Source organism: Brevibacterium sp. XM4083, from assembly GCF_006489205.2.
Lineage (GTDB): Bacteria > Actinomycetota > Actinomycetes > Actinomycetales > Brevibacteriaceae > Brevibacterium.
The window spans coordinates 883,599-899,807 of record NZ_VFYR02000001.1; the positions used below are offsets into that span (position 1 = coordinate 883,599).

The following is a 16,209-nucleotide window of genomic DNA, read 5'->3' on the forward strand; positions in this document are numbered from 1 at the left end:
CGGCGCGCCTCGCAACCCAGCAGGGCTCCCCGCGCCCCGCACCCGCCCCGGCTCCCGGCGCGCGCCTCAGCTTGCGGAGAACTGCGTCGCGTAGAGCTCCGCGTAGCGGCCGCCGCGGGCGAGCAGCTCGGAGTGCGAGCCGGACTCGACGATGCGCCCGCCCTCGACGACGAGGATCGTGTCGGCCTGCCGGATCGTCGAGAGCCGGTGGGCGATGACGAGCGCTGTGCGACCCGACATCGCCTGCGTCAGCGCCTGCTGCACGGCCGCCTCGTTGGTCGAATCGAGCGCCGAGGTGGCTTCGTCGAGCACGACGATCTCCGGGGCTGCGAGGAGCATCCGCGCGATCGTCAGGCGCTGGCGCTCACCGCCGGAGAGGCGGTAGCCGCGCTCGCCGACGACCGTGTCGAGGCCGTCGGGCAGGCTCGCGATGACGGTGTGCAGCTGGGCCCGGTCGAGGGCGTCGGCGAGTTCGGCCTCGGTGGCGTCGGGCTTCGCGAGCAGCAGGTTCGAGCGGATCGACTCGTGGAAGACGTGACCGTCCTGGGTGACGACGCCGACGGTGCGGCGCAGCGTCTCGGCGGAGAGGTCGCGGACGTCGACTCCGCCGATCGTGATCGCGCCCTTCGTCACGTCGTAGAGGCGCGGCAGGAGGGAGGCGATCGTCGACTTGCCGGCTCCCGAGGATCCGACGAGCGCGACGGTGTGCCCGGCGGGGATCGTGAAGTCGAGGTCGTGGAGGACCTCCTGACCGCCGCGGGAGTCGAGGACGGAGACGTCCTCGAGGCTCGCGAGACTGACCTCCTGCGCGCTCGGGTACGCGAAGCTGACGTCGTCGAAGCGGATGTCGAGGCCGGTCGTCGGCAGTGCCTTGGGCTCGGTCGGCTGCTTGATGAAGGGCACGAGGTCGAGGATCTCGAAGACCCGCTGGAAGCTGACGACCGCGCTCATGATGTCGAGCCGGGCGTTCGCGAGCATCGTCAGCGGCGTGTAGAGGCGGGTGAGCAGGAGTGCGAGGGTGACGACCTGACCGGCGTTGAGATTGCCGAGGACGGCCTGGGCGCCGCCGATGCCGTAGACGAGAGCGAGGGCGAGGGCGGAGACGAGGGTGAGCGAGGAGACGAACGTCGACTGGAGCATCGCGACCTTGACGCCGATGTCGCGGACCTGACCGGCGCGATCGGCGAACTCGCGGTTCTCCGTGGCGGGGTTGCCGAAGAGCTTGATGAGCGTGGCACCTCCGGCGGAGAACCGCTCGGTCATCCGCGTCGACATGTCCGCACTGTTCTCCGCGGCCTGGAACTGCAGGGCCGCGAGCTTCCCGCTCAGCAGCCTCGTGGGAATGATGAAGAGCGGCAGCAGGAGGATCGACAGAGCGGTGACCTGCCACGAGATCGTCACCATCACTCCGACGGTGAGGATGAGCGAGACGATGTTCGACACGATCCCTGACAGGGTGTTCGAGAACGCCCGCTGCGCGCCGATGACGTCGGTGTTGAGCCGGGAGACGAGCGCGCCGGTGCGCGTGCGGTTGAAGAACGCGATCGGCATCGACTGCACGTGCTCGTAGACGGCCGTGCGCAGGTCGAAGATGAGGCCCTCGCCGATCTGCGAGGACAGATAGCGGTTGGAGATGCTGATCGCGGCGTCGGCGATCGCCAGCGCCCCGATGGCGACGGCGATCCACACGACCGTGGCGACGGGCCCGCCGCCGGTGATCGCGTTGACGACGTCACCGGCGAGGACGGGGTTGAGCACGCCGATGATCGCCGATCCGACGGAGAGGGTGAGGAAGACGGCGAGCTTCTTCTTGTGCCGCTTGGCGAAGCCGACGATCCGCCGGTAGGTGCCCGGCTGGATCTTCGTGTCCGGGGTGCGTTTGTTCTTCACCGACGTGTACATCAGGCGGTGGGCTGACTGCATGCTCATTGCGGCCTCATTTCCTCTTCTCGCCCGTCGGCGTCGCGTGCTCGTGATCGCGCAGCGGCTCGGGCGAAGGCGCATCGCCTCCTCGGAGATCTCAAACTGTGCACCCTGTGCAACTATTTGCGGGGCGATTCTATTTCCGAGATCGGCAGAAGATGCCTCGCCGAGGCGGTCAGAGCTTGCGCAGCTGCACTTTGCGGATCGTGTGGTCGGCGGACTTGTGGAGGACGAGGTCGGCGCGGCCTCGGCTGGGCAGGACGTTCTCCCGCAGATTGGGGAAGTTGATCGAGTCCCAGATCTCGGTCGCCAGCGTCACCGCCTCGTCGTCGCTGAGCTTCGAGTACCGGTGGAAGTAGGAGTCGGGGTCCTGGAATGCGCCGTGCTTGAGCTTGAGGAAGCGGGAGACGTACCACTCGCGGATGTCCCGGGATCGGGCATCGACGTAGACGGTGAAGTCGAAGTAGTCGCTCGTCGACAGGCCCACGGTGCCGTCGGGGCGGGGTCGGGCCGGCTGGAGGACGTTGAGGCCCTCGACGATGAGGACATCGGGGGAGCGGACGACCACCTCGGCGCCGGGAACGATGTCGTACGTGTGATGGGAGTACACGGGCGCGCGGACCTCGGGGGCACCGGACTTCACGGCCGAGAGGAACCGGAGGAGCCGGCGGCGATCGTACGACTCGGGGAAACCCTTGCGTCCGCCGAGGTGGCGGCGTTCGAGTTCGGCATTGGGGTAGAGGAAGCCGTCGGTGGTGATGAGCTCGACGCGCGGGGTGTCGGGCCACCGGGCGAGGAGTTCGCGGAGCACGCGCGCCGTCGTCGACTTGCCGACCGCGACCGACCCGGCGACGCCGATGACGAACGGGGTGCGCTTGGCATCCTGCGGTTCGAGGCCGAGCTCGTGGAGGGGGGAGAAGAACTCCCGCGTCATCTGGTGCTTGCCCTGCCGGGCGGAGACGTAGAGGTTGAGCAGGCGGGAGAGCGGCAGGTAGACCTGGGCCACCTCGTCGAGGTCGATGCGATCGCCGAGGCCGCGCAGCCGCTCGATGTCACGCTGAGTCAGCGGCAGCGGCGTCGACTGCGCGAGCTTCCCCCACACCTCGCGGTCGAACTCCCAGAACGGCGAGCTCGGCTGGTCCTCGATCTTCTTCGCGGTGTTGAGTCCGGCGAGGCGGCGCGCACGGTCCAGCTGGGGGTCGACATGAGGCATGGGGACAATTGTGTCATGCGTCATGTGAGATGCCGTGCGCACCCGGTCACCGGAAGTGTCCGCGCCGAGGTGGGGGAGGCGGTCGTCACGGCCGTGCGGTCGGGCGGTCGCCCCGGTGAGGTGCACCGGTCACGTCCGCGTCGTGCAACCGCCTCACGCCCGTGTCGTGCGCCCGGTCACGGCTGCGCAGTGGGGCCGGTCACGCCCGCGCAGTGGGGGCGGTCACCTCGGCGGGAGGGCGGGGGACCCGGTGAGAGGTGGGCTTGACGCGGCCCAGTAAAATTCCTCTCATGTGTGGAATCGTAGGTTATGTCTCCAGTGCGCCGGTCGCCGATGTCGACCATACTGCGCTCGACGTTGTGCTCGCCGGACTCAAACGGCTCGAATACCGAGGATATGACTCCGCTGGAGTCGCCCTCGTCACCCCCGATGGCGAACTCGCCACGGCGAAGAAGGCAGGCAAGCTCTCCAACCTGACCGATGACCTCGAGGCGAACGAGCTGCCGCTCGCGCAGACGGGCATCGGGCACACCAGGTGGGCGACCCACGGCGGACCGACCGACGTCAATGCCCACCCCCATGTCGCCGACGGAGGACGCCTCGCGCTCATCCACAACGGCATCATCGAGAACTTCGCGCAGCTCAAGGCTCCGCTCGTCGCCGAGGGCTTCGAGTTCACCTCGGAGACCGACACCGAGGTGGCCGCCGCGCAGCTCGCGAAGAACTACCGCGCCACCGGTGACCTCACCGCCGCGATGCGCGAGACCGCGCAGCAGCTCGAAGGCGCCTTCACTCTGCTCGCCGTCCACGCCGACCTGCCCGGCACCGTCGTTGCCGCGCGCCGCAATTCGCCGCTGGTCATCGGCCTCGGCGAGGGGGAGAACTTCCTCGGCTCCGACGTCGCCGCATTCATCGACTACACGCGCACCGCCGTGGAGATCGGCCAGGACGAGGTCGTGACGATCACGCCCGACTCGGTCGTCATCACCGACCTCGCCGGCAAGGTCGTGCCCGGTGAGCAGTTCGAGGTCGACTGGGACACCGCCTCGGCGGAGAAGGGCGGATTCTCCTCCTTCATGGACAAGGAGATCCACGACCAGCCGCAGGCCGTCGGCGACACCCTGCTCGGGCGCTTCGACACCGACGGCAAGCTCTCCCTCGACGAGATGAACATCGACGAGGCGGTCCTCAAGACGATCGACAAGATCGTCGTCGTCGCGTGCGGCACCGCCGCCTACGCCGGCCAGGTCGCGAAGTACGCGATCGAGCACTGGTGCCGGATCCCCGTCGAGGTCGAACTCGCCCACGAGTTCCGCTACCGCGACCCCGTCGTCAACGAGAAGACGCTCATCGTCGCGATCTCCCAGTCGGGCGAGACGATGGACACGATCATGGCCGTCCGCCACGCCCGCCAGCAGGGCGCGAAGGTCATCGCGATCTGCAACACCTTCGGCTCGACGATCCCGCGCGAATCCGACGCCGTGCTCTACACGCACGCCGGACCGGAGATCGCCGTGGCCTCGACGAAGGCATTCCTCTCGCAGGTCGTCGCCTGCTACCTGCTCGGCCTCTACCTCGCGCAGCTGCGCGGGAACAAGTTCCGCGACGAGATCTCGCTCATCCTCAAGGAGCTGCAGACGATCCCGGAGAAGATCCAGCGGATCCTCGACGAGGGCAAGGACCAGGTCCTCGAGCTCGCGCGGCGCAACGAGGACGTCGGCTCGGTGCTCTTCCTCGGCCGCCACGTCGGCTACCCGGTCGCGATGGAGGGTGCGCTCAAGCTCAAGGAGCTCGCCTACATCCACGCCGAGGGCTTCGCCGCCGGTGAGCTCAAGCACGGCCCGATCGCGCTCATCGACGACGGTCAGCTCGTCATCATCGTCGTGCCGTCGAAGCGCGGCCGCGACTCACTCCACGCGAAGGTGATCTCGAACATCCAGGAGGTCCGCGCCCGCGGTGCGAACACCGTGGTCATCGCCGAGGAGGGGGATGACGAGGTGCGCGAGTTCGCCTCCGAGGTCATCTACGTCCCCGAGACGACGACGCTCATGGCGCCGCTGCTGACCACCGTGCCGCTGCAGATCTTCGCGATGGAGCTCGCGACGGCGAAGGGACTCGACGTCGACCAGCCCCGCAACCTCGCGAAGTCCGTCACCGTCGAATGACGCATCCTCGAGCCCGGGCCGCGCATGGTGCGGCCCGGGCTCGAGTCGCACCGGAGAACGGTCGCACGGCTCGCATGTGAGCCGCACTGGAGAACTGTCGCACTGGAGAACGGGGGAGGCCATGGCCATTCTGGGAATCGGCACCGATATCGCCGATGTGCCGCGCTTCGCTGAGCACATCGAACGCGTGCCGGAACTCCTCGACCGTCTCCTCACCCCCGCCGAACAGCTCAAACGCAACGGGAAGCGCCGCACGGACGCCTCCCTGGCGGCGCGGTTCTCCGCGAAGGAGGCGCTGAAGAAGGCGATCGGGTTCCCCGGATGGCTGCCGTGGCAGTCCGCCGAGGTGGTCCCCGCCCGCTCCGGTGCCCCCTCGTTCCGCCTGCGCGGGCTCGTCCTCGAGCACTTCCGCCTCATCGGCGGCACGAACCTCCACCTCTCGATCACCCACGACGCGAACGTGACGATGACCTTCGTCATCGCCGAGGGTGAGGGGCCCTCGCTCAGCCCCGGCGTCGAGTGGGACGCGAACCACTTCGGCTAGTCGCCGGACCTGGCGCCCGCGCCCCCGGCGCCCGGCAGTGCGCAAGCGCATCCAGGCCCGGCTCAGTCCCGCGGTCCCGGCCGGAGCCACCGAATCGAGGTCGCAGAGTGTCGATTTCGGACTCGCACATCGACACTCTGCGTCCGGAAAACGGTCCAGGCGCCCGCCGCGCGGAGGAATAGACTCGTCCCATGACCTCCGCCGCCGACCCCCGCGACCTCGAGTCTCCCGCGTCCACCACCTCGGCGCCCCTCCCGTCCACCACCCCGGCGGGCCTCCCCACCCCCGCCGACGCCGCGGCCATCGCCGGCGACCTCGTCGCCCTGCGCCGCGCCCTCCACGCGAATCCGGAGGTCGGCCTCGACCTGCCCGCGACGCAGGCCCTCGTCAGGGACGCCATCGCCGATCTCGACATCGAGCTCACCGAAGGCCACGCGCTGTCCTCCCTCGTCGCCGTCCTCCGCGGCGGCAAGCGCACTGAGGACGCGACCGGCGTCGTGCCCGCAGTCCTCCTCCGCGGTGACATGGACGCCCTCCCCATCACCGAGGCGACCGGCTTCGACTTCGCCGCGACGAACGGGAACATGCACGCGTGCGGCCACGACCTCCACACCGCCGGACTCGTCGGGGCGCTGAGACTCCTCCACGACACGCGCGCCGAGCTGCCCGGTGACGTCGTCGTCATGTTCCAACCCGGTGAAGAGGGCTACGACGGTGCCGGGCGGATGCTCGACGAAGGCGTCCTCGACGCGGCCGGACCGCGGGTCAAAGCCGCCTACGGCATCCATGTCTCCGCTGATCAGGACCTCGGCGTCGGCTCCTCCCGGCGGGGGTCGTACATGGCGGCGTTCGCGAAGATGACGATCACCGTCCGCGGGCTCGGCACGCACGCCTCCCGCCCGGCCAGCGGCCGCGACCCGATCGAGGTCGGGGCGATGCTCGTCGGCCAGCTCCAGGAGTACGTCACCCGCCGCTTCGACATCTTCGACCCCATCGTCGTCACCGTCGGCCAGTTCAACGGCGGCACCGCCCCCAACGTCATCCCCGACTTCGCCACCCTCGTCGTCAGCGTGCGCACGTTCTCCGACGAGGTGACGACCCGCGCCGAGGCGGAGCTGCCTCATCTCGTCACCACGCTCGTCGCCGCGCACGGGCTCGAAGCCGAGGTCGACTACGAGCGGATCCTCCCGCCGACGATCAACGACGACGCCGAGGCGGACTTCTTCCTCGCGACCTTCGCCGACCTCTTCGGGGCCGACCGCACCGTCACCAGGGCGAACCCGCTGCCGGGGTCCGAGGACTTCTCCCGCGTGCTCGCCGAGGTGCCGGGCGCCTACGGGCACTTCGGCGTCGCCCTGCCCACCCTGCCCGTCGCCGAGCGCGAGGCCAACCACTCACCGCGTGCCCGGCACAGCGACGAGGGCCTGGCCGACCAGGCGCTCTTCCTCGCCCATCTCGCCGGGCGGAAGCTCGCGCAGCTGGCGGGGGAGTGAGCCGACGATGAGCACGTTCGCGTATCCGAGTCAGGTGATCAGGGACGCCGAGGTGCCCCTCCTCGAGGCCGGCGTCCCACTCATGGCTCGCGCGGCCGGGGCCCTCGCACGGTATGCCGCGCAGACCCTGCGCTCCGCGCGCGGACAGGTCGCCGGAGCCCGGGTGTGCGTGCTCGCCGGACCCGGCAACAACGCCGGCGACGCGCTCTTCGCCGCCGCCGCTCTGGCCCGCCGCGGGGCCCTCGTCGAGGTCATCACCCTCTTCGACCGCACACATGTCGAGGGACTGACCGCCGCACAGCGTGCGGGTGCCGATGTCCTCGCCGCCGGTGAGGACGCCCACACCGAGGCGCTCACCGCACTCGATCGCGCCGACCTCGTCCTCGACGGCATCCTCGGCACGGGTGGTCGGCGCGGACTGCCGGGCCCCGTCACCGCGCTCATCCGCAACTGGCGGGCCGGCGATCCGACCGGTGCCGTCATCGCCGTCGATGTCCCCTCCGACCTCGACACCTCCGCCGACACAGCGCCCGACACCCGCATCCACGCCGACGCGACGCTCACCTTCGGCGGACTCAAGGCCGACCTCGTCGACCCCCGCGCCGCCGCCTTCACCGGGGCCGTCGATGTCGTCGACATCGGGCTCGATCTCGACCCCGCCGAGGCGGTCGCCGAGGTCCTCGACATCGGTGACCTCATCGCCGAGTTCCCTCGTCCCATCGCCGCCGATCACAAGTACTCCCGGGGGGTCCTCGGCGTCGTCGCGGGGTCCGCGATGTACCCGGGCGCGGGCGTGCTCACCTCGGGTGCGGCGGTGAACACGGCCGCCGGGATGGTCCGCTACCTCGGTGACGGCGAGGTCGGGGACCGGATCCTCGACCGGCACGCCGAGGTGGTCCTCGCCGCCGGTCGCATCGACGCCCTCGTCGTCGGGTCAGGGGATCCCGAGCAGGGGTTCGTCGAGGCCGCGCTCGGCGCGATCGCGGAGACGACGGTGCCGCTCGTCCTCGACGCCGGTGCCCTCGACCTCGTCGGACACGACGAGCCCGATGCGAACCGACCGGTCGTCCTCACCCCGCACGCGGGTGAGCTCTCCCGCCTGCTCAGCCGCCTCCTCGGCGAGATCATCACCTCCCGGCGGGTCGCGGCCGACCCCCTCCACTGGGCGCGGAAGGCCGCGGCGGTGACCGGGCACGTCGTCCTCCTCAAGGGCGCGCAGACGGTCATCGCGTGTCCCGACGGCTTCGCGGTTCTCCCGTCGCCGGGGCCGGCGAGCCTCGCGACGGCCGGGTCCGGCGACGTCCTCACCGGCATCATCGGCACCCTGCTCGCCGCGGCGCAGGCTGGGCGGCGGACCCGTGGCGACGACGGGCCGCTGCCTGCGCGCGCCGCCGCGCACACGGCCGGCCTCGGCGTGCTGCTCCACAATGCGGCCGGGGAGGTGTCGATCAACGCCGAACAGCTCGTCGCCGCCACCGGCACGGTGACGACCGCCCTCGTCCACGGACCCGAGGCCGCGGACGGTATCCTTGTCCAGTGACTTCACGCGAATCCCAGGGCTCTGTCGTCAGAGCTGAGATCGATGCGGCCGCCCTGCGCGCCAACGCCGCCGTCCTCGCTGCGGGAATCGCGCCGGCCAGACTCAAATGCGTCGTCAAGGCCAACGCGTACGGGCACGGCGTCGACATCGTCGCGACCGCCCTCCACGCCGCCGGACACCGCGAATTCTGCGTCGCCACCCTTGATGAGGCGCTGCATCTGCGCGGCCTCCTCGGCCCCGACGCGAACATCATGGCCTGGCTCTACGGTCCCGAATCCGATCTCGACGCCCCCCTGCACGCCGACATCGCTCTCGGCGTGTCCACGCTCGGGGCCCTCGACCGGATCCTCGAGGCGACCGCGCGGACGGGCACGACCGCGCGGATCCACCTCAAGATCGACAGCGGTCTCGGGCGCAACGGGCTGACCCCCGACGATGTCGCCGACGTGCTCGCCACACTCAGGGACTACGCCGCCGTGGACCGCCCCCGCCTCGTCGTCGCCGGAATCATGAGCCACTTCGCAGTCGCCGACGAACCCGACCGTCCCGAAACCGCGCAGCAGCAGCAGGTCTTCGACGCCGTGCGCGACGATCTCGTCGCCGTCCTCGACGCCGCCGGCGGTCGCCTCGGTGAGGCATCTGACCTCGACATCCACATCGCGAACTCCCCGGCCGCGCTCACCCTGCGGCCCGTGCCCGGCACCGCGGCCCGGGTCGGGCTCGCCCTCTACGGGCTCTCTCCGCTCGAGGACCGGTCGGCTCGCGACCTCGGGCTCACCCCGGTCATGCGCCTCGTCTCGGAGGTCGTCAACCTCAAAGACATCCCCGCAGGTCACGGGGCCTCCTACGGACTGACATACACCGCGGAGACCGACACGCGGTTCGCCCTCGTGCCCGGCGGCTACGGCGACGGCCTGCCGCGGTCGGCGTCGAACCGCGCAGCGGTGACGATCCGCGGGCAGCGCTTCCCCGTCATCGGGCGCATCGCGATGGACCAGTTCATCGTCGACGTCGGCGACGCCGAGGTGGCTGTCGGCGACGAGGTCGTCATCTTCGGTCCCGACGGCCCGAGCGCCGACGAATGGGGAGCGTGGGCGGACACGATCAACTACGAGATCGTCACCCGCATCAGCGCCCGCGTCGACCGCCTCGGCGTCGACGTCACCCGTGCCGATGTCGACGTCGACGGCAGCGGCGTCTCCGACAGCGGGACGGACATCGCCGGCGGGCGTGAGGGGGCGGCATGAGAATTCGCGTCACCTCCCTGGAGCGGATGCGCACCCTCGCCGAGGCGGTCGCCGGGCAGCTGCGCGCCGGTGACCTGCTCATCCTCACCGGCAATCTCGGGGCGGGGAAGACGACGTTCACGCAGTCCCTCGGTCGCGGCCTCGGGGTGGCGGGGCGGATCACCTCGCCGACGTTCGTCATCGCCCGGGAGCATCCGTCGACGCACGGCGGGCCGGCGCTCGTCCACGTCGATGCCTACCGCCTCGGAGCCGCCGAGGAGCTCTCCGACCTCGACCTCGACTCGGAGCTCGAGGACTCGGTGACCGTCGTCGAGTGGGGCGAGGGACTGGCCGAGCAGCTGAGTGCCGACTACCTCGATCTCACGATCACCCATGCCGACAGTGCCGCCGGTGCTGGTGCGGACAGTGCTGCGGCGAAGGATGCGTCCGCGGACGACGCCGATTCCGCGGACGGCGGAGTGGGCAACGCCGGTGCGGGCGACACCGAGGCGACCGGCGACTTCGACCTCGACGATCCTGCCGATGACGACTACCTCGTCGACGAGAACCGCACCGTCGACATCGTCGGCCACGGGCCCGGATGGGAGCGCCGCCTCAGCGATCTTGTCACAGTGATCCGCACCGCCGGATTCGACGTCGCCGATGGGCCCGGGGATGTCGCCGGTGCTCCCGGGGACGACGGGCCGGCCCACAGGCGCGACGAATCCACCCGCGGGTCCGGCGACGCCGACCGCGGGGACGACGGGTCGTAAGGAGGAGCACGCATGATCATTCTCGGAATCGACACCTCTCAGGCCGCCTCGGTGGCACTCGTCGACACCGATTCAGGGGAGGTGCTCGCGGCGGAACAGGCCGATGACCAGCGCCGACACGTCGAGTTCATCGGACCGGCACTCGAGCGAGTGCTCGCCCACCCCGCGGCCCCCGACCTCGTCGTCACCGGCACCGGCCCGGGACCGTTCACCGGTCTGCGGGTCGGCATCGCCGCGGGCATCGCGGTCGGTCTCGCGCGCGGCATCCCCGTCCACGGTCTCCATTCGCAGGCAGCGATCGCCGAGGAGTTCCGCCGGCTGACCACACGCCCCGATGCCGACGGCACCGGCACGGACGACACAGATGCGGTCGGCACGGTCGCGGACGGCAGCACCGGCGCCGGTGCCGAGGACGTCGCCGCGTCGGACATTGCCGGCGGTGAGCCGGGACTCGTCCTCATCGCCGGGGACGCGCGCCGCAAGGAGGTCTACGCGAGCGTGTATTCGCCCGCCGCGGATCTCGTCGCCGGCCCCCTCGTCGCGAAGCCCGCCGACCTCGCCGCGGAGCTGGCCGCCCACGGCGTCGATGACGGCGCGATCAGCGAGCGTCTCGGGCGCGGCTTCGCCCTCTACTCCGAGCTCCTCGGCTCCTCGACTCGACCCGACATCGTCGACCCGAGGGCCGAGTACCTCGCCTTCGCCGTCGCCCGTGACCTCGCGGCTGGGCGCGAGCTCGGCGAACCGGTGCCCGAGTACCTCCGCGAACCCGATGCCGCGGCGACGCCTGTGCGTCAGAGCACGCTCAAGTAGCCGCGCCCGTGCAGATCGTCGACCTCCCCTGGTGGGACCTCGCCGAGGTGGCCGAGGCCGATGCGCGCATCTTCGGCCCCACCGCCTGGACCGTCCTGTACTACTGGGCGGTCCGGGCCCAACCGGGCACGGCGATGTTCGCTGCACGTCTCCCGCAGGTCGCGGTCGAGGACGACGAGGAGGAGACCGGCGGGCCCACCGGTCATGAGGCTCCCGGAGCGCTTGCCGGCTGGGTGGTCATGTCGGCGATCGGTGCGGAAGCCGATGTCATGACGATCGCGACCACCGAGGCGGCCCGCGGACGCGGGATCGGCCGCAGTCTCCTCGCCGCCGGGATGGACTGGGCGGCGGGCCAGGGTGCCGAGGTCATCCACCTCGAGGTCGCCGACGGCAACGACGCTGCGCTCGGTCTCTATCGGTCGCTCGGCTTCGAGGAATGGGGCAGGCGCCCCGACTATTACCCGGGCGCCGACGCGATCCTCATGCGCCGCAGCCTGCGCTAGCGAGATCGCCTCGAGCGACAGAACCCGAGGGACTCACGCGACGGGCGCGGGCCGGTCGGTGAGTTCGGAGAGCAGCGCCCCGTTGAGGTCGAAGGCCCGCAGCGTCTCGGCGATGACGGCCTCCTCGTCGCCGCCGGTCGCCGCGACCGCGTCGAGACGACCGCGATAGGCGTCCTTGTACGGCTTCCCCTTGCCGAGTGCGGTGAAGTCCCACATCGTCAGCGCCGCCTCGGGGAGGCCGTAATGCCTGCCCATGAGGGTGCCGATCGCCTGCCCGCCGGAGAGATCGCCGAGGTAGCGGGTGTAATGGTGCGCGATCATCTGCTCGGGGGTGTTGAGGGCGGCCAGATGATCGGCATAGGCCTGCGCACTCGTCGTCACCGCGATCCCGGAGACGTCGATGCCGTCGACGTGGCCGAGAGCGGCGAGGTCGGCGCTGATCCGCGCGGACCGCTCGAGCCTGGGGTCGTGGAACGGGGCGAACACGGGAGAGGCGGCGAAGTCACGGGCCCGAGCCTCGAGGGCTGCGTAGATGACCTCGTACTGCGTGAGCAGCGTCGCGTATGCGACCGCATCGAGCCGGCCCTCCATGAGCTCGACCATGAAGTCCGTGTGCTCGACCTCGTCGTGGATCGTCGCCGTGCTGCCCTTGAGGCGAGCGGAGAACGGGTCGGTCATGGCTGCTCCTCTGATGTCGCCGGGTGGACAGAGTCTATCGCGGCAGGCTCCGTGACCGCTGGGTTCGCACCGCCTCCATCCTCAACCCGACCTGAGGACGGAGAACCGCCTCGGCGAGTAAGGTGGAGGCATGACACGAGTGCAACTGGCAGACACGAATCTCATGGTTCATCCCCTGCAGCTGGGCGGCAATCCGTTCGGGTGGGGCGCTGATCGGGACGAGAGCTTCGCCGTCCTCGATGCCTACGCCGAGGCGGGAGGCAATTTCATCGATACCGCCGATGCCTACTCGGTCTGGGTCGAGGGCAACTCGGGTGGGGAGTCGGAGACGATCATCGGCGAATGGATGGCCGCCCGCGGCAACCGCGACGAGATGGTCATCGCGACGAAGGTCGGCATGCTCCCGAAGCAGAAGGGGCTCGACCCGGTCAACATCCGTGAGGCTCTCGATGCCTCACTGCGTCGGCTCGGCACGGACCGCGTCGACCTCTACTACGCGCACATCGATGATGAGAAGGTCGATCAGGTCGCCGTCGCGGAGACGTTCGACGCGCTCGTCCGCTCGGGCAAGGTCAGCTACCTCGGTGCCTCGAACTTCTCCCTCGACCGGCTGAAGTCGGCGATGAAGATCAGCGAGAAGTACTCGCTCGCGCACTACCGGGTCGTCCAGGACAAGTTCAACCTCGTCTCCCGGGCCGCCGTCGATGCCGACAAGCAGGAGTATCTCCGCAGCCGCGGCATCGCCGAACTGCCCTACCACTCGCTGGCCTCGGGCTTCCTCACCGGCAAGCACACCGGCGGTGATGCCACCGGAAGTGTGCGCGGTGAGCGGGTCGGAGACCTCCTCGATGACCAGAACGCCCTCCGGGCCCTCGAAGTCCTCCACGACGTCGCCGCCTCCCACGATGCGTCGATGACCGCGACGGCGATCGCCTGGCAGCTCAGCCATGATTTCATCCCCTCGACGATCGCCTCGGCGCGGGTGCCCGAGCAGCTCACCGAGCTCCTCGCCGGGACCGAGCTCACCCTCACCGATGCCGAGATCGGGCAGCTCAACGACGCGTGGGCCGAGGCATGATCGCGCCGGCTCCGCGCCTTGTGACCTGGGAGAACGGCACCGACCTCGTCATCGAGCTGCCGCTGACGGTGACGCCGGCGGCGGCGTGGGCACGCCTGACCGACGGGGAGCGCGCCGGTGACTGGTTCGCCCCCTTCACCGTCGACGGCGACTCCGTGTCCTTCGATCTCGGCGTCTCCGAACTCGGGCAGACCGAACTCGTCGGGGAGATCCTCAGCTGCGAGGACGAGGAGCACGTCCTCGTCGAGTTCGTCGAATTCGGCGTCCTCGGCATCCAGCTGCTGCCCGTCGCGGTCGATGCCGCTGCCGCATCCGCTGACCCGTCGCTGGGTCCGGAGGCGGCGACCGTGGCTGCCGCGGATGAGACCGACAGCACCGTCCTCGTGTTCACCCAGTCGGCCACCGACGCCGAGGCGGCCCGCCACAAGGCCGCCGACTTCGGTCCGATGTGGGACACGCACCTGCGGATGTTCGCCCGCAGCCTCGGCGTCGACGCTCCCGAAGCCGACGACGACGATCTGCTGCGCACCTACGCCGACCTCGAACTCGAGGTCGATGACGCCGTCGAGGACGACCTCGGCGATCCGGATCTCGACGATCTTGGGACCGCTGAACCGGAGGACGCCCGCGTCGGCGAGCCGCACAGCGGTACGGAGAGCCGATGAGCGACCCCCTCGTCCTCGGCATCGAATCCTCGTGCGACGAGACCGGGGTGGGCATCGTGCGCGGGCGCTCGCTGCTGACGAACACGGTGTCGTCGTCGATGGACGACCACGTCCGGTTCGGCGGTGTCGTCCCTGAGGTCGCCTCCCGCGCACACGTCCAGGCGATCGGCCCCGCGATCGTCGCCGCCTGCGATGAGGCCGGGGTCGCCCTCGGCGATCTCGACGCGATCGCGGTGACCGCAGGACCCGGACTGTCCGGGGCGCTCATGGTCGGTGTGGGCGCCGCCAAGGGGCTGGCCACGGCGCTGGGGCTGCCGCTCTACGGCGTCAACCATCTCGCCGCCCACGTCGCCGTCGACCTCGTCGCCGACGACATCGACGGTCTGCAGACGCCGACGATCGCCCTGCTCGTCTCGGGTGGGCACACGGAGATCCTCCGCATCGGCGACATCGTCGACGACATCGAGCTCCTCGGCGCGACGATCGACGATGCCGCGGGTGAGGCGTTCGACAAGACCGCACGACTGCTCGGGCTCAGCTACCCCGGCGGCCCGAACATCTCGAAGGCCGCGCTCGGTCTCCTCGACGGCACGGGTGTCCCCGGTGACCGCACAGCGGTGCGGTTCCCGCGCGGGCTCGCGAAGAAGGACGATCTGCGCGACCCCGAGCGTCGGTTCAACTTCTCCTTCTCCGGGCTCAAGACTGCTGCCCTGCGTGAGGTGACGAAGGCTGAGGCACTCGGCAGCGACCTGAGGGTGGCCGACATCGCCGCCGGGTTCGAAGACGCCGTCGTCGACGTCCTCGTGACGAAGACCCTACTCGCCGCCTCTGACACGGGCATCGACCACGTCGTCCTCGGGGGAGGGGTGGCGGCGAACGCGCACCTGCGCGAGGTGCTGGCCGCCCGCTGCGCCGAGGCGGGTGTGACCCTGCGGGTGCCGCCGCTCAGCCTCTGCACCGACAACGGGGCGATGGTCGCCGCCCTCGGTGCGGAACTCGTCTCCCGCGGTGCCGCCCCGAGCGATCTCGGCCTCGCCGCGGTCTCGTCGCTGGATGTCGATGATGTCCTCGTCTGACGAGGCCCCGGAGGCCGCCCGGTCCGAGAGCCTGCCCGACTCCCTGCCGCCTCGGCGCTCGGGTGACGGGTGGACCGTCGGCTCCGACGGACAGAAGCACTGGGGTCTCAACGGCGCGGCCGGACTCATGCTCATCGACCCCGACCGCGGAGTGCTCATGCAGCACCGGGCGCTGTGGTCGGTGGCCGGCGGCACGTGGGGATTCCCCGGCGGGGCCCGCGATATGGGGGAATCGGCGATCGATGCCGCGATCCGCGAATCCCACGAGGAGGCGGGCGTTCCCGACCCCGACGGCAACGACTTCACGATCGTCGACTGCCATGTCCTCAACCTCGGCACATGGTCGTACACGACGGTCATCGCGAAGACCCTGCGACACCTCGAGCCGGTGATCAACGACCCCGAGAGCATCGAACTGCGCTGGGTGCCGCTCGACGAACTCCGCGACCTCGACCTCCACCCGGGAGTGGAGGCGAGCCTGCCGGAACTCGAAGAGCTCCTCGCCCCGCACCTCTAGGCAGC

The 16,209-nt window shown here is 70.2% G+C and carries 15 protein-coding genes; 12 read left to right on the forward strand and 3 right to left on the reverse strand.

The window, feature by feature from the left end; translation table 11 throughout:
* Positions 1–66 precede the first annotated feature (66 nt).
* Both FJ887_RS03795 and coaA read right to left on the reverse strand, forming a co-directional pair.
* The gene (locus FJ887_RS03795) at positions 67–1,929 is read right to left on the reverse strand and encodes an ABC transporter ATP-binding protein (RefSeq protein WP_137827056.1); all 1,863 of its coding nucleotides are present in this window, start codon (positions 1,927–1,929) and stop codon (positions 67–69) included.
* A gap of 169 nt (positions 1,930–2,098) precedes the next feature.
* Complete coding sequence (gene coaA / locus FJ887_RS03800) at positions 2,099–3,136, reverse strand: type I pantothenate kinase (RefSeq protein WP_137827057.1); 1,038 nt, start codon at positions 3,134–3,136, stop codon at positions 2,099–2,101.
* Positions 3,137–3,426: 290 nt separating this feature from the next.
* Between coaA and glmS the strand changes: the two genes are divergently transcribed.
* The 8 genes from glmS (at position 3,427) to FJ887_RS03840 (ending at position 12,190) form a co-directional block, all read left to right on the forward strand.
* Positions 3,427–5,301 carry a glutamine--fructose-6-phosphate transaminase (isomerizing) gene (gene glmS, locus FJ887_RS03805; protein WP_137827058.1) on the forward strand — a complete coding sequence of 625 codons (1,875 nt, stop codon included), beginning with the start codon at positions 3,427–3,429 and terminating at the stop codon, positions 5,299–5,301.
* Between the two features lie 121 nt (positions 5,302–5,422).
* Positions 5,423–5,845 carry a holo-ACP synthase gene (locus FJ887_RS03810; protein ID WP_137827059.1) on the forward strand — a complete coding sequence of 141 codons (423 nt, stop codon included), beginning with the start codon at positions 5,423–5,425 and terminating at the stop codon, positions 5,843–5,845.
* A gap of 191 nt (positions 5,846–6,036) precedes the next feature.
* Positions 6,037–7,338 carry a M20 metallopeptidase family protein gene (locus FJ887_RS03815; protein ID WP_140954799.1) on the forward strand — a complete coding sequence of 434 codons (1,302 nt, stop codon included), beginning with the start codon at positions 6,037–6,039 and terminating at the stop codon, positions 7,336–7,338.
* Between the two features lie 7 nt (positions 7,339–7,345).
* Entirely contained in the window at positions 7,346–8,878 is a 1,533-nt protein-coding gene (locus tag FJ887_RS03820) for a bifunctional ADP-dependent NAD(P)H-hydrate dehydratase/NAD(P)H-hydrate epimerase (protein ID WP_137826727.1), read from the forward strand.
* Complete coding sequence (gene alr / locus FJ887_RS03825) at positions 8,875–10,125, forward strand: alanine racemase (RefSeq protein WP_137826728.1); 1,251 nt, start codon at positions 8,875–8,877, stop codon at positions 10,123–10,125. The genes FJ887_RS03820 and alr overlap by 4 nt, the downstream gene beginning before the upstream one ends.
* Complete coding sequence (gene tsaE / locus FJ887_RS18635) at positions 10,122–10,877, forward strand: tRNA (adenosine(37)-N6)-threonylcarbamoyltransferase complex ATPase subunit type 1 TsaE (RefSeq protein ID WP_140954798.1); 756 nt, start codon at positions 10,122–10,124, stop codon at positions 10,875–10,877. Before alr ends, tsaE begins: the two co-directional genes overlap by 4 nt.
* 12 nt (positions 10,878–10,889) lie before the next feature.
* Positions 10,890–11,687 (forward strand): tRNA (adenosine(37)-N6)-threonylcarbamoyltransferase complex dimerization subunit type 1 TsaB, encoded by a 798-nt coding sequence (gene tsaB / locus FJ887_RS03835; RefSeq protein ID WP_137826730.1) that lies wholly within the window; start codon positions 10,890–10,892, stop codon positions 11,685–11,687.
* Between the two features lie 8 nt (positions 11,688–11,695).
* The gene (locus tag FJ887_RS03840; protein WP_137826731.1) at positions 11,696–12,190 is read left to right on the forward strand and encodes a GNAT family N-acetyltransferase; all 495 of its coding nucleotides are present in this window, start codon (positions 11,696–11,698) and stop codon (positions 12,188–12,190) included.
* Between the two features lie 33 nt (positions 12,191–12,223).
* On the opposite strand, the gene FJ887_RS03845 is transcribed toward FJ887_RS03840, so the two are convergent.
* Positions 12,224–12,868: a biliverdin-producing heme oxygenase gene (locus FJ887_RS03845; RefSeq protein ID WP_137826732.1), complete on the reverse strand. Its 645-nt coding sequence runs from the start codon at positions 12,866–12,868 to the stop codon at positions 12,224–12,226.
* 130 nt (positions 12,869–12,998) lie between these two features.
* Here FJ887_RS03845 and FJ887_RS03850 point away from each other — a divergent pair, with 130 nt between their 5' ends.
* Genes FJ887_RS03850 through FJ887_RS03865 form a run of 4 tightly spaced genes read left to right on the forward strand, consistent with a single transcriptional unit; the run spans position 12,999 to position 16,204 of the window.
* A complete protein-coding gene (locus tag FJ887_RS03850; RefSeq protein ID WP_249356894.1) occupies positions 12,999–13,946 on the forward strand; it encodes an aldo/keto reductase in 948 nt (315 codons plus the stop codon).
* Complete coding sequence (locus FJ887_RS03855) at positions 13,943–14,611, forward strand: SRPBCC family protein (protein ID WP_137826733.1); 669 nt, start codon at positions 13,943–13,945, stop codon at positions 14,609–14,611. Before FJ887_RS03850 ends, FJ887_RS03855 begins: the two co-directional genes overlap by 4 nt.
* Positions 14,608–15,687, forward strand: a complete 1,080-nt coding sequence (gene tsaD / locus FJ887_RS03860) for a tRNA (adenosine(37)-N6)-threonylcarbamoyltransferase complex transferase subunit TsaD (protein WP_137826734.1) — start codon at positions 14,608–14,610, stop codon at positions 15,685–15,687. Before FJ887_RS03855 ends, tsaD begins: the two co-directional genes overlap by 4 nt.
* A complete protein-coding gene (locus FJ887_RS03865) occupies positions 15,674–16,204 on the forward strand; it encodes an NUDIX domain-containing protein (RefSeq protein WP_137826735.1) in 531 nt (176 codons plus the stop codon). Before tsaD ends, FJ887_RS03865 begins: the two co-directional genes overlap by 14 nt.
* The last annotated feature ends 5 nt before the right edge of the window (positions 16,205–16,209 follow it).